The following is a 13,758-nucleotide window of genomic DNA, read 5'->3' as shown; positions in this document are numbered from 1 at the left end:
ATCGACGACTCAGCTGCTCCATAAGTTCCCACACGAATTGCTTGATTCATTGAAGAAGACGAGAGGCCAGCCTTTAAGGTGGTCTGCTTCGTTAGAGTTTAGAAATGAATATTCCAGTGTGAATGTTGATTTCTAGTCTTTGACTAGTTCGTTCTTTAAAAATTTGGGTATGTGATAGAAAGATAGACTGAACGTTACTTTCACTGGTAACGGATCAGGCTAAGGTAAAATTTGTGAGTTGCTCTTAGGAGCTCAATCGAATTTTCGGCGAATGTCGTCTTCATAGTATAACCAGATTGCTTGGGGTTATATGGTCAAGTGAAGAAGCGCATACGGTGGATGCCTTGGCAGTCAGAGGCGATGAAAGACGTGGTAGCCTGCGAAAAGCTTCGGGGAGTCGGCAAACAGACTTTGATCCGGAGATGTCTGAATGGGGGAACCCAGCCATCATAAGATGGTTATCTTGTACTGAATACATAGGTGCAAGAGGCGAACCAGGGGAACTGAAACATCTAAGTACCCTGAGGAAAAGAAATCAACCGAGATTCCCTTAGTAGTGGCGAGCGAACGGGGACYAGCCCTTAAGTGGCTTTGAGATTAGCGGAACGCTCTGGAAAGTGCGGCCATAGTGGGTGATAGCCCTGTACGCGAAAATCTCTTRGTCATGAAATCGAGTAGGACGGAGCACGAGAAACTTTGTCTGAATATGGGGGGACCATCCTCCAAGGCTAAATACTACTGACTGACCGATAGTGAACTAGTACCGTGAGGGAAAGGCGAAAAGAACCCCGGAGAGGGGAGTGAAATAGATCCTGAAACCGTATGCGTACAAGCAGTGGGAGCCCACTTTGTTGGGTGACTGCGTACCTTTTGTATAATGGGTCAGCGACTTATTTTCAGTGGCGAGCTTAACCGAATAGGGGAGGCGTAGCGAAAGCGAGTCTTAATAGGGCGTCTAGTCGCTGGGAATAGACCCGAAACCGGGCGATCTATCCATGGGCAGGTTGAAGGTTAGGTAACACTGACTGGAGGACCGAACCGACTACCGTTGAAAAGTTAGCGGATGACCTGTGGATCGGAGTGAAAGGCTAATCAAGCTCGGAGATAGCTGGTTCTCCTCGAAAGCTATTTAGGTAGCGCCTCATGTATCACTGTAGGGGGTAGAGCACTGTTTCGGCTAGGGGGTCATCCCGACTTACCAAACCGATGCAAACTCCGAATACCTACAAGTGCCGAGCATGGGAGACACACGGCGGGTGCTAACGTCCGTCGTGAAAAGGGAAACAACCCAGACCGTCAGCTAAGGTCCCAAAGTTATGGTTAAGTGGGAAACGATGTGGGAAGGCTTAGACAGCTAGGAGGTTGGCTTAGAAGCAGCCACCCTTTAAAGAAAGCGTAATAGCTCACTAGTCGAGTCGGCCTGCGCGGAAGATGTAACGGGGCTCAAACCATACACCGAAGCTACGGGTATCAYCTTCGGRTGATGCGGTAGAGGAGCGTTCTGTAAGCCTGTGAAGGTGAGTTGAGAAGCTTGCTGGAGGTATCAGAAGTGCGAATGCTGACATGAGTAACGACAATGGGTGTGAAAAACACCCACGCCGAAAGACCAAGGTTTCCTGCGCAACGTTAATCGACGCAGGGTTAGTCGGTCCCTAAGGCGAGGCTGAAAAGCGTAGTCGATGGAAAACAGGTTAATATTCCTGTACTTCTGGTTATTGCGATGGAGGGACGGAGAAGGCTAGGCCAGCTTGGCGTTGGTTGTCCAAGTTTAAGGTGGTAGGCTGGAATCTTAGGTAAATCCGGGATTYYAAGGCCGAGAGCTGATGACGAGTGTTCTTTTAGAACACGAAGTGGTTGATGCCATGCTTCCAAGAAAAGCTTCTAAGCTTCAGGTAACCAGGAACCGTACCCCAAACCGACACAGGTGGTTGGGTAGAGAATACCAAGGCGCTTGAGAGAACTCGGGTGAAGGAACTAGGCAAAATGGCACCGTAACTTCGGGAGAAGGTGCGCCGGTGAGGGTGAAGGACTTGCTCCGTAAGCCCACGCCGGTCGAAGATACCAGGCCGCTGCGACTGTTTATTAAAAACACAGCACTCTGCAAACACGAAAGTGGACGTATAGGGTGTGACGCCTGCCCGGTGCCGGAAGGTTAATTGATGGGGTTAGCTAACGCGAAGCTCTTGATCGAAGCCCCGGTAAACGGCGGCCGTAACTATAACGGTCCTAAGGTAGCGAAATTCCTTGTCGGGTAAGTTCCGACCTGCACGAATGGCGTAACGATGGCGGCGCTGTCTCCACCCGAGACTCAGTGAAATTGAAATCGCTGTGAAGATGCAGTGTATCCGCGGCTAGACGGAAAGACCCCGTGAACCTTTACTATAGCTTTGCACTGGACTTTGAATTTGCTTGTGTAGGATAGGTGGGAGGCTTTGAAGCGTGGACGCCAGTTCGCGTGGAGCCAACCTTGAAATACCACCCTGGCAACTTTGAGGTTCTAACTCAGGTCCGTTATCCGGATCGAGGACAGTGTATGGTGGGTAGTTTGACTGGGGCGGTCTCCTCCTAAAGAGTAACGGAGGAGTACGAAGGTGCGCTCAGACCGGTCGGAAATCGGTCGTAGAGTATAAAGGCAAAAGCGCGCTTGACTGCGAGACAGACACGTCGAGCAGGTACGAAAGTAGGTCTTAGTGATCCGGTGGTTCTGTATGGAAGGGCCATCGCTCAACGGATAAAAGGTACTCCGGGGATAACAGGCTGATACCGCCCAAGAGTTCATATCGACGGCGGTGTTTGGCACCTCGATGTCGGCTCATCACATCCTGGGGCTGAAGCCGGTCCCAAGGGTATGGCTGTTCGCCATTTAAAGTGGTACGCGAGCTGGGTTTAGAACGTCGTGAGACAGTTCGGTCCCTATCTGCCGTGGACGTTTGAGATTTGAGAGGGGCTGCTCCTAGTACGAGAGGACCGGAGTGGACGAACCTCTGGTGTTCCGGTTGTCACGCCAGTGGCATTGCCGGGTAGCTATGTTCGGAAAAGATAACCGCTGAAAGCATCTAAGCGGGAAACTTGCCTCAAGATGAGATCTCACTGGGACCTTGAGTCCCCTGAAGGGCCGTCGAAGACTACGACGTTGATAGGTTGGGTGTGTAAGCGCTGTGAGGCGTTGAGCTAACCAATACTAATTGCCCGTGAGGCTTGACCATATAACACCCAAGCAATTTGNCCCCTGAAGGGCCGTCGAAGACTACGACGTTGATAGGTTGGGTGTGTAAGCGCTGTGAGGCGTTGAGCTAACCAATACTAATTGCCCGTGAGGCTTGACCATATAACACCCAAGCAATTTGCTGCTCCTAGTTGAAGAAACGAAAGAGGCCAGATTGCGGTGTGTGAAGACGAAACGAACCGAAAGTTCGAGATACTCACAAAACACCAAACTATCGCATACCCAATTTGCTGAAGCGAGGCCAGCCGGCCACGACTCAGTACCCGAATTTCTTGACGACCATAGAGCGTTGGAACCACCTGATCCCATCCCGAACTCAGCAGTGAAACGATGCATCGCCGATGGTAGTGTGGGGTTTCCCCATGTGAGAGTAGGTCATCGTCAAGATTAAATTCCGAAACCCCAATTGCGAAAGCAGTTGGGGTTTTGTTTTTGTGCGTGAAAAAAACAGAGCTGCTCGTTGCACATTTTGCACAGTTATTTTCAGCTCATGGCACTAGAATAGGTCCAACTTTTTCAGAGTCAGAGCCTTTATGCCGGATCCGGTTGACGCCCAAGGGCTGTCAGAATTACCACTAGAAAATCTGGTTGCCTGCCATGAGTGCGACTTGCTCATGCGTAAACCCGAACTCGCCCATGGCGAAAAAGCCCTGTGCCCGCGCTGTGGCTACGAGCTTTATGCCAATCGGTACAACGTCGTACAGCGCAGTCTCGCCCTGGTTATCGCCGCCTTGTTGTTGTTTATTCCGGCGAATTTTTTGCCCATCATGCAGCTCAATCTACTCGGGCAGTCTTCGCAAGACACTGTCTGGAGCGGTGTTGTCGCCCTTTTTGACACGGGCATGCAAAGCGTTTCAGTGATTGTGTTCCTGTGCAGCATGGGGATCCCGCTGCTCAAGCTGCTGTGCCAACTGGCCGTATTGTTGAGTATCCGTTTCGATGTCGGACGCAGCTACGGCTTGTTGCTCTATCGCATTTATCACCATATACGCGAATGGGGGATGCTCGAGGTTTACTTCATGGGCGTACTGGTGGCTATCGTCAAGCTGGCAGATATGGCAGCCATCACTGTAGGCCTCGGCCTGGTGTGCTTCATTGGAATGTTGCTGATTCAAGTCTGGCTGGAGGTCGTAATGTCGCCTCACCAGATCTGGCAGGCGTTATCAGGAGAGGATGCCCATGCGGGCGATTGATGCAGGCATTCTGATTTGCAAGGAATGTCATGAATTGAACAGGCAGGAAGCTGATACCGACGAGCAAGTCTGTACGCGCTGCGGGGCGCTGGTGCATGCCCGCAGCCCGAATAGCCTGGTGCGGACCTGGGCATTGCTGATTACCGCCGCCATTCTTTACATACCGGCCAACTTGTTGCCGATCATGACCGTGAACTCCCTGGGCAAAGGTGCGCCCAGCACGATCATGGCGGGTGTAATCGAACTTGTGCACTACGGCATGTTCCCCATTGCGGCCGTGGTGTTTATCGCCAGTATCCTGGTGCCCACCTTCAAGCTGGTGGGCATCGGCCTGCTGCTGTTTTCCGTGCAGCGCCGTCAGCCCCTTTCGGCTCGCCAGCGTATCTGGATGTACCGTTTCATTGAATTCATCGGCCGCTGGTCGATGCTCGATATTTTTGTGATCGCCATCCTCGTGGCGGTTGTGAATTTTGGGCGGCTTGCCAGCATCGAAGCCAATCTTGGCGCCATCGCTTTCGCCACGGTGGTGATTCTGACGATGCTTGCCGCAGTAACTTTTGATCCCCGACTGATTTGGGATAACACGGAGTCGGACGACGACCATGACTGATTTGCCTGTAGCGAAAACCCGACCGGCTTCGAACTGGTCTGCCATTTGGGTGTTGCCTCTGATCGCCTTGATCATCGGCGGCTGGCTCGGCTGGCGGGCCTATAGTGAGACCGGTATCGAGATTCAGGTGCGTTTTGAGAGTGGCGAGGGCATTCAGGCCAACAAGACCGAAGTTGTCTATAAAGGTATGTCGGTCGGCAAGGTCAAAAGCCTCAAGCTCGATGACGAAGGCAGTTCCAAAGGTGTGATTGCCAGCATCGAAATGAACAAGGATGTAGAGCCATACCTGCGAACCAGCACGCGTTTCTGGCTGGTCAAGCCGAGCGTTACGCTGGCAGGGATCACCGGTCTCGAGACGCTGGTTTCAGGTAACTATGTCGCCATCAGCCCGGGGGAAGGCGAGCCCGTCCGCAAGTTCAAGGCCTTGGCCCAGGAACCGCCGCTCTCCGATGCCCAGCCCGGTTTGCACTTGACCATCAAGGCCGACCGCCTGGGCTCGCTGAACCGTGGCAGTCCGGTGTTCTATAAACAGATCAAAGTGGGCCAGATCAAAAGCTATGTGTTGTCCGAGGACCAGAACACCGTCGAGCTCAAGGTCTTCATTGAGCCGACTTACGCCAAACTGGTGCGCAAACATACACGTTTCTGGAACGCCAGCGGCATCAGCATCGACGCCAATCTGTCGGGTGTGAAGGTCCGCAGTGAGTCCCTGGCCAGCATCGTCGCCGGTGGCATTGCCTTCGCTACACCTGAAAACCGCAAGGACAGCCCGCCTACCGACCCGAGCCTGCCATTCAGGCTTTATGAAGACTTTGATGCCGCCGCCGCCGGTATCCGGGTGAAGGTCAAGCTCAGTGATTTCGACGGCTTGCAGGCCGGTCGCACACCGGTGATGTACAAGGGTATTCAGGTGGGCAGCCTGAAAACGCTGAAGGTCGATGCGGATCTGTCCGGCGCGACCGCCGAGTTGACGATGGACCCGTTGGCCGAGGATTACCTGGTCGAAGGCACCCAGTTCTGGGTGGTCAAACCGTCGATTTCCCTGGCGGGGATTACCGGCCTCGAGGCGTTGGTCAAAGGCAACTACATCGCTGTGCGGCCTGGCGACAAGGGTTCGGCGCCACAGCGAGAGTTTGCGGCACGGGCAAAGGCACCACCGCTGGACCTGCGTGCACCCGGCCTGCACCTGGTGTTGTTCACGGAAAACCTCGGTTCGCTGGAAGTCGGCAGCCCGGTTCTCTACAAACAGGTCAAAGTCGGCTCCGTACAGAGCTATCAGTTCTCGCGCACCAAGAAACGACTGATCATTGGCGTGCACATCGAGAAGGAATACGAAGGCCTGGTCAACGCCTCGACGCGCTTCTGGAACGCCAGTGGCATCACCCTCACGGGTGGTCTGACTGGCGGGGTCCAGGTTAAAAGCGAATCGTTGCAGAGCTTGATGGCCGGCGGCATTGCCTTCGAGACCCCGCAGGACAACGCCCCGTTGCAGAAGCGTATTCCACGTTTCCGTCTGTTTGCGAACCATGAAGACGCCACGCAGAAAGGCGAAGTCATCACGCTCAAGCTCGATCGCGCTGATGGCCTGCATACCGGCACTCCGATTCGTTTCAAGGGGCTGGATGTCGGCAAGGTGGAGGATGTTGATCTCAGCGAGGACCTGCAATCGGTGCTGCTGACCGCGCGGATTACCGAAGTGCCGGAGCGTATAGCACGGGTCGGCAGTCAGTTCTGGGTGGTCAAGCCTGAACTGGGACTGATCAAGACGTCCAACCTCGAAACCCTGGTGACCGGGCAATACATCGAGGTGCAACCGGCGCAGAAAAACCTGGGACCGCAGAAGAACTTTGTCGCTTTGGCCGCCGCGCCCGAAACAGCCAAGCAGGAAGCGGGATTGAGTCTGGTGCTGAGCGCGGCTCGTCGTGGTTCGCTGAAGGCCGGTGTGCCGGTGACCTATCGCGAAATCACCGTGGGCAAGGTGACCGGTTATGAGCTGGGCCAGACCGCTGATCGCGTCCTGATCCATATCCTGATCGAACCGAAGTACGCGCCACTGGTACGCAGCGGTACACGGTTCTGGAACACCAGCGGTTTCGACTTTGATGTCGGTCTGTTCAGAGGTGCAACGGTGCGTACTGAATCACTGGAGACGATGATTCAGGGCGGTGTCGCCTTTGCCACGCCGGATGGCGAGCGCATGGGCAGTCCGGCACGACCGGAGCAGACGTTCGCGTTGTTCGACAAGTTCGAAGAGGAATGGCTGGGCTGGGCGCCGAAGATTTCCATCGGCAAGTAGTCTGGAACTGCTCAGGCGTCTGTGATGACGCCTTCGGAGCGCCGCCCGGGGCAAGTCCGGGGTTGTTCCTGAAGAAATGCGATCAAATGTGGGAGCGGGCTTACCCGCGAAGAGGCCCTGAAGTTCACTGCAAAGCTAAATGACACCCCTATGAAAAAGGCCGCGATCCATTGGACCGCGGCCTTTTTCATTGCCTTCGATTCAAGCCTCAGACCGCATCCAGCTCCGGCTCATCCGCTTGCTCGTTGACCGTCGCCTTCACCTGATCGTGACGACGGATGTATTTCCAGTCCGCCTCGTCGATGTAGATGCCGGCCGGGCCGCTGCCGCCTTCCAGGTCGATGGCGACACTGGCGCAGACCTGCGGCTTCACGCTCGCCAGGATCGGCACGAAGCCCAGCTGCAGACTGGTTTCCAGCAAGGCGGCCTGGTTCTTCTCATCGATGTCCGCTGCCTCGTCGAGGTAGTACGGCAGGCGCACACGACCGGCCTGGTCACGGTCCATCAAGTGCAGCAACAAGTACATGTTGGTCAGCGCCTTGATGGTCATGGTGGTGCCGTTGGAAGCGGCGCCGTCGATGTCGGTGTGGATCACCGGTTGGCCATTGACCTTGGTGATCTCGAACGCCAGTTCGAACAAGTCCTTGAGGCCGAGCTGGTTGTGGTTGGCCGCCACCAGCCGCGCCAGATACTCCTTAGCCTCTTCGTTCTTGTTGTCCTGCTCGGCGCTTTGGCTCAGGTCGAAGACAGACAGGGTTTCGCCTTCTTCGTACTGACCGGCGCTGTGGATGATCTGGTCGATGTGCTTGAGCGCTTCCTTGTTCGGGGCGAGCACGATGCGGAAGCTTTGCAGGTTGGAGACCTGACGTTTGTTGATCTCGCGGTTGAACAGCGCCAGTTGGTGTTCGAGGCTGTCGTAGTCGCTGCGGATGTTGCGCAGGGTCCGGGCGATGTCCGTCACGGCGGCGCGGCGAGCCTTGCCCAGGGTCAGGGCTTCGTCGGTACGGTGCGCATAGGCGTTGATCAGCAGTTGCAAGCGACGCTCCATATCGTCTTCGCTGTCGAACTTGGCCACGCCCTTGAGGCGCACCTGAGCGTACAGCGCTTCGATCTGTCCGTCGGCCCGCAGCAGGCCTTGCCAGCTGTCCTGATAGTCGTTTAGCAGTGGCAGCAGGTTGTCCATGGAGTCGTCGATCGGGTCCATGAACGGTGTGCCGAACGGCAGGTCCGCCGGCAACAACTGGCGACGGCGCAGGGCGTCGTCGAGGGTGCGTTGCTTGGCTTCCATGTCGCCGATCTGGCGGCCGACCAGTTGCAGCTTGGCCGACAGTTGCTGGACACGTTCGGTGAAGGCATCGCTGGAACGCTTCAGCTCGTCCTGGGCGGCTTCCATTTGCGCCAACTGTTCCAGCTTGTCGCCTTCCTCGGCGCTCAGGGTTTGCGCGCGACGGAAATCTTCCAGGGCTTTCTGCGCATCCAGCACTTGCTGGTACAGCGCTTCGGTCTGGGTCTTGCTCGCGGCGCGGTCGGCGGCCACGGCTTGCTGGGTCTTGAGTTGCTTGAGTTCTTTGTCCAGGCGCTCTTTCTGGTCGCGCAGGGCCGCGCGGTCAGCCAGCGCTTGCAGGGCCGGCGGCTCGATGTGGGAAATGTCGATGGACAGCCCCGGTACTTCGAAGCGTTCGCCTTTGAAACCGTCGAGGATCAGCTCCACGGATTTCACCCAGTCGCCGTTCTCGTCGAGGGTGATGCCGTGTTCGCCCAATGGCAGGCTGAACAGCGCGCTGTTGAACAAGCGCATCAGGCGTTCGACGTCCTGTTGCGAGAACTCTTCACGCAGGCGGGCGTAGCTGTTGTTGTCGGCGTGATCGAGTTGCTGCTTGACCGACTTCAGGCGTTTTTCCAGATCGCGCAGACGCTCTTCGAGGTCTTCGGCGCTGAACTGTCGGGACTGTGCCAGCGCACCGGCCAGTTCGTCGTGGGCGTCCTTGGCGGCCAGCAGTTGCTGTTCCAGCACCTTGACGTCATCGACCAGGGCAAAGCGATGCTTGAGCACCGACAATTCGCCGAGCCAGCGCTGGATGCCGGTGATTTCCCGCTCCAGACGCATCAGTTCCTGGGTACCGCCGCGCTGGTCGTTTTGCAGGGCATCCTGCTCGTTGCGGTAGTGTTCGGACTGAATGGTCAGTTCTTCCTTGCGCGCACTGGCATAGTCCGACCAGGTGCCGAGCAAGGAGTCGAGCAGCGGCGAGATCCGGTGCAGCTTGCCACGCAGGATGTCGCGTTGCTTCACGCCGTTGGCCAGGGCTTCGACCAGCGGGCCGGCGGCGACCAGCGAGTTGTAGTCCTGCTCCATGCGTCGTACATCGCGGAACGCTTCTTCGCACGCGGCGATGTAGTCGACGCTGCCGGAGCGCAGGCTGTGTTCGAAGGCATCGAGGAACAGCTGCTTGAGCTTGGCCGCGGTGATTTCGCGCATGTGCAGCAGGTTGATGAACAGCGCGCGGAAGGTCTTCAGGCTCTGCTCGCTGGTGGAGCGCAATGGAATCAGCGTCAGGTCCAGCGGGATCGAGGTGTGACCGCCGACCAGCAAACGGCGCAGTTCGTCCGGCTTGAGTTCGTAGGCTTTCAGGCCTTCGCGCTCAAGGTTGGTGAACAATTCTTTCTGGCGCAGGCAGGTGTCGTTTTTCTGATAGTGGGCCAGGTCCAGTTTGCCGGCATAGGCAAAGAACTGGTGACCGAAACCGCCGCCCGGGCCGCGGCCGACCACGCCGATCACGTGGGGGCCGTGGGGCAGGTTCACTTCCACCAGGATGTAACTGGTGTCTGAGGCGAAGTAGAAGCGCCGGGATTGTTCCAGGCTGTACTTGCCGAAGCTCATGTCCGACATGCGCGCCAGAATCGGGAACTGCAGGGCGTTGATCGAGGCGGATTTACCGAGGTTGTTCGCGCCGTACACCGACAGAGGTTCTTCCAGCGGGAACAGGCCGAGGCTGTAGCCAGCGGTGTTCAAAAGGGCAAAGCGGCGGATGCCGTAACGTTCCTTGCTCATGCGTCGAGCTCCTGTTCTTCGGCAATGGCCCGGGCCAGTGCGTCTTCTTCGCTTTCACCCTCGAACTCACTCAGATCGAGCGGATCGTCGGTCTGCAGCAGTTTTTCGTCGCTGTCTTCGTCGATCAGTACCGGCACCGGCAACGGCAGGACGCTGTGCAGGCTGGCGGCCAGGTCGCGGTCCTGCTGCACCGACAGGCACACATCGAGGAAGCGGTGCATCGGCGGCAGGAAACGGTAGATGCCGTTTTCTTCGCTGGCAAAGCCGAGCTGGGTCATGCGGCGCATGATCTTTTCTTCCAGTTCGTCCTGGGTCTGCACTTCGGCCTGGATGAACAGGTCGCGGTACTTTTCCAGCAACGACGGCAGCTCATCGCGGCCGAGACTGCCGCCATCGAGCACGGAGATCGGGTCGCGGCCCTGGTCGGCCAGGTGCTCGACGAGGATGAAGGTGAACAGCGCAAGCCGCTGGGCGGTCTTGTTCACCGCAGCCGCCGCGAGGTCCGGCACGAAGTAGTAGAAACCGCGGGTGTCACAGACCAGTTCAAAGCCCAGGGCCTTGAACAGCGTGCGGTACTGGTCCTGAAAGTTCGACAACTGTGCGTACAGTTCCGGATCGCGGCGGCTGACGTGGTAACCCTTGAACAGCTCGCGAAAGATCGGTGCCAGATGGGACAGTTCGGATAGATCAAGATGCATAAGGAGTGCTCGCAGAATCCTCGGCGGCGGTGTCGCTGACCGAGAGCAGGGCGAAGGAGCGCAGGCTGACCTGATGCTCGTGAGTATGGTATTGGCGACGTTCCAGACGCTCGCGCTTGAAACGTTTTTCCCGCGACAGACGCGAGAACCAGTACAGCAATTCGTCGGTGGCGCCGTCCGGTTCCTGCTCCAGCAACCAGGTCATCAGGTCCGGCATCGGCAGGGCGTCTTCGCAGCGTTCGAGCATTTCCCGAACGGTGCGTGGCGCCCGTGGCGCTTCGCCTTTCTGGGTCTTGTGAGCCTTGGGGAAGCGCGCCGGTTTCGGTTCGAAACGGGCCAGGGCATAAACGTAGGCTTCGACCTGACTGGCACTGCCGAGAAAGGTGCTCTGCGGACGAGTGAACATCGGCATCGCCGCTTGTGGCACGGCGTCGAGGCCCTTGCGGCGGATCATCGACAGGGCCAATGCGGCGCCACGGGTCACGGCGTTGTGCCGGCGCGCTTCTTCACGCAGCGGCAGCAACAGCTCGCGGGCGTGACGCAGGGTCAGTTGGGCGCTGGTCTGCATTTCGAGGATGCGCGCGTGGGTGCGCAGCAGCATGTCGTCGTCGACCAGGTGGCCGAGGCGCTGCTGCTCGCTGAGCATCTTCAGCAGGACGGTTTCGACCTTGCGCACGCCTTGTTCGAAGGCGCCGTCGGCGTTCACCAGATCAATCATCGGCTCGACGTATTCGTCCCAGGTCGCCAGCACTTCAGCGTAACGCTGGCGCAACGGAATCTGCCGATCGCTGGTTTTCGCCCGTTCGGCGACGGCCACCAGTGCCTGTTCGTCGTTATCGAGTTTTTTCAGTACATCGCGAACCCGCATGTCGAGCAGGCGCAACTGGCGGGCCAGATCATTGCCGTCGCGGATATCGAATGCGTCCTGGATATAACCGGCCAGACGCTCGAGGTGGCGCAGGTAGGCTTCGATTTCCAGGCACAGGCCCAGCCGGTGTTCGCGGCGTAGATAGGCGAGGAAGTCGTGAATCTGCGCATTGAGCTCGAAGCGGTTCGGGCTTTTGGCCACGGGAACCAGGATATCGAGGCGAATCCACACATCCAGCAGGCTGGTGATGTCCTGCGGCGTACTGTCGAGTTGCTGGGCGGCCAGTTGCGTGCGCAGTTCGTTCAGGCTCAGTGTGCCTTGGTCGAAGTGCTCGCACAGTGGCTCCAGAAGTGCCCAGTGTTCAGCGAGGGCGCGCAAGACGCGCTTGGGTTCGATCATCGGAATGGCCGGCTGGTTGGCGATTAAAAGCCGCGATTGTACTGCATCGGGGGCAATCCGATTCAATCTCGGGACAGGCTGTCGCCTTCTTTTCGGTAATGTGCATCGATCAACTGCGGGCGATCTTGAGCGAACGGCGGTAGAATCAGCGCACTTTAGTTATCCACAAGTGGCCGACCTTTGCTTATCGAGTCCCGTCGTCGCGCTTATCTGGCCGCCATGCAGGTGGTCAACTGGCTGCCGCGCACCGAATTGCCCTTTGCCGCGCCGTCGCGGCCCGAGCTGCTGGAGGAGATCCCCGAGCCGGTTGTGGTCGCGCCTGTCGTGCCCGCAGTTGTGGCTCAGACGCCGGTAGCGCCTGTGGCCAAGCCGGCCGAGCGGGTGAAGATCGAGGTACCGCGACCATCGCTGGCGAGCACGCGCACCGGGGCCAAACCGGTGGAAGAGGCCGAAGAGGCAGCGGTCGTGATCAAGGCGCCGGTCGTGCCGCCGCCGCGTTTCGCCCTGCAATTGCTGCGGGCCGGGCGTTGCCTGCTGCTGGTGGAGTTACCCACAGGTGAATCCTTCCAGACTCGCGATCCTGCCTATCTGCTGCTCAAAGACATGCTGCGCGCCGCCGGTCTGCCGGACAGCCCGCAGATCGTCGGTGAGCCGGTGCGTTGGCCGCTGCTGGTGCGTGGCACGATGGATCAGGGCCCGGAAGCGGCCCGCGACTTCGTGCAGGGTTTTCTCTCGGTGCGCATGGAAGAAACGCCCTGCGCCTGCTTGTGGCTGATCGGCCTGCCTGCGGTGCGATTTGCCGGCGAAGCGGATGCCGAGGCGTTCAATCACGAGTTGCAGATCGAAGGCCTGGGCTCGGCCTGGGCGGTACCGGGCCTGGAATTATTAATGGAAGAGCCACAGCGTAAGGCTGATGTCTGGCAAGCCATGCGTCGGCTGATGGCGCGCTGGAAAGAATCGAATGAGTAATGCTGTATCGTTTCGCCCGATGACCGAGGCGGACCTGGAAACCGTACTGAAAGTCGAATACGCGGCCTATAGCCATCCCTGGACCCGCGGGATTTTCCTCGATGGCTTGGGCAAGTATCAGATCTGGCTGATGTTCGAAGGTCAGCAACAGGTCGGCCACGGTGTGGTGCAGATCATCCTCGATGAGGCGCACCTGCTGAACATCACGGTCAAGCCGGAAAACCAGGGCCGCGGCCTGGGGCTGACATTGCTTGAGCATTTGATGTCGATTGCCTACAAGGCCGACGCCCGGGAGTGTTTCCTGGAAGTGCGCGACAGTAATACCGCGGCGTTCAAGCTGTATGAGCGTTATGGTTTCAACGAGATCGGCCGGCGTCGGGATTACTACCCGGCGGTGGGCGGACGCGAAGATGCGGTGGTCATGGCCTGCACTTTGGTGGATTGAGCTTG

8 protein-coding genes and 2 rRNA genes are annotated in these 13,758 nt (G+C 57.7%); 7 read left to right on the top strand and 3 right to left on the bottom strand.

Features of this window, described 5'->3' with window-relative positions; translation table 11 throughout:
* Window positions 1–312: 312 nt before the first annotated feature.
* From ASD95_RS18505 to ASD95_RS18485, 5 genes are all read left to right on the top strand, one after another.
* Window positions 313–3,206 (top strand): 23S ribosomal RNA (locus ASD95_RS18505).
* Window positions 3,207–3,497: 291 nt separating this feature from the next.
* Window positions 3,498–3,613: ribosomal RNA gene (rrf, locus tag ASD95_RS18500) — 5S ribosomal RNA — on the top strand.
* Between the two features lie 146 nt (window positions 3,614–3,759).
* Entirely contained in the window at window positions 3,760–4,419 is a 660-nt protein-coding gene (locus ASD95_RS18495; protein WP_056726312.1) for a paraquat-inducible protein A, read from the top strand.
* Window positions 4,406–5,029, top strand: a complete 624-nt coding sequence (locus tag ASD95_RS18490) for a paraquat-inducible protein A (protein WP_046043780.1) — start codon at window positions 4,406–4,408, stop codon at window positions 5,027–5,029. The genes ASD95_RS18495 and ASD95_RS18490 overlap by 14 nt, the downstream gene beginning before the upstream one ends.
* Window positions 5,022–7,325, top strand: coding sequence for a PqiB family protein (locus tag ASD95_RS18485; RefSeq protein ID WP_056726311.1), 2,304 nt, complete (start codon window positions 5,022–5,024; stop codon window positions 7,323–7,325). Before ASD95_RS18490 ends, ASD95_RS18485 begins: the two co-directional genes overlap by 8 nt.
* A 208-nt stretch (window positions 7,326–7,533) precedes the next feature.
* On the opposite strand, the gene mksF is transcribed toward ASD95_RS18485, so the two are convergent.
* The 3 genes from mksF to mksB are packed head-to-tail and all read right to left on the bottom strand — an operon-like array spanning window position 7,534 to window position 12,339.
* A complete protein-coding gene (mksF, locus tag ASD95_RS18480; protein WP_056726310.1) occupies window positions 7,534–10,374 on the bottom strand; it encodes an Mks condensin complex protein MksF in 2,841 nt (946 codons plus the stop codon).
* Entirely contained in the window at window positions 10,371–11,072 is a 702-nt protein-coding gene (gene mksE, locus ASD95_RS18475) for an Mks condensin complex protein MksE (protein WP_056726309.1), read from the bottom strand. The genes mksF and mksE overlap by 4 nt, the downstream gene beginning before the upstream one ends.
* Window positions 11,062–12,339 carry an Mks condensin complex protein MksB gene (gene mksB / locus ASD95_RS18470; RefSeq protein ID WP_056726308.1) on the bottom strand — a complete coding sequence of 426 codons (1,278 nt, stop codon included), beginning with the start codon at window positions 12,337–12,339 and terminating at the stop codon, window positions 11,062–11,064. The genes mksE and mksB overlap by 11 nt, the downstream gene beginning before the upstream one ends.
* A 219-nt stretch (window positions 12,340–12,558) precedes the next feature.
* Between mksB and ASD95_RS18465 the strand changes: the two genes are divergently transcribed.
* Window positions 12,559–13,308 (top strand): hypothetical protein, encoded by a 750-nt coding sequence (locus ASD95_RS18465; RefSeq protein ID WP_056726307.1) that lies wholly within the window; start codon window positions 12,559–12,561, stop codon window positions 13,306–13,308.
* Window positions 13,301–13,753: a ribosomal protein S18-alanine N-acetyltransferase gene (rimI, locus tag ASD95_RS18460; RefSeq protein ID WP_056726306.1), complete on the top strand. Its 453-nt coding sequence runs from the start codon at window positions 13,301–13,303 to the stop codon at window positions 13,751–13,753. The genes ASD95_RS18465 and rimI overlap by 8 nt, the downstream gene beginning before the upstream one ends.
* Window positions 13,754–13,758: the final 5 nt, after the last annotated feature.

The organism is Pseudomonas sp. Root71, assembly GCF_001429045.1.
In the GTDB taxonomy this organism is placed as follows: Bacteria; Pseudomonadota; Gammaproteobacteria; order Pseudomonadales; family Pseudomonadaceae; genus Aquipseudomonas; species Aquipseudomonas monachiensis.
Note: the sequence above shows the minus strand (reverse complement) of the source record. Positions and strands in the feature narration are given on the sequence as shown.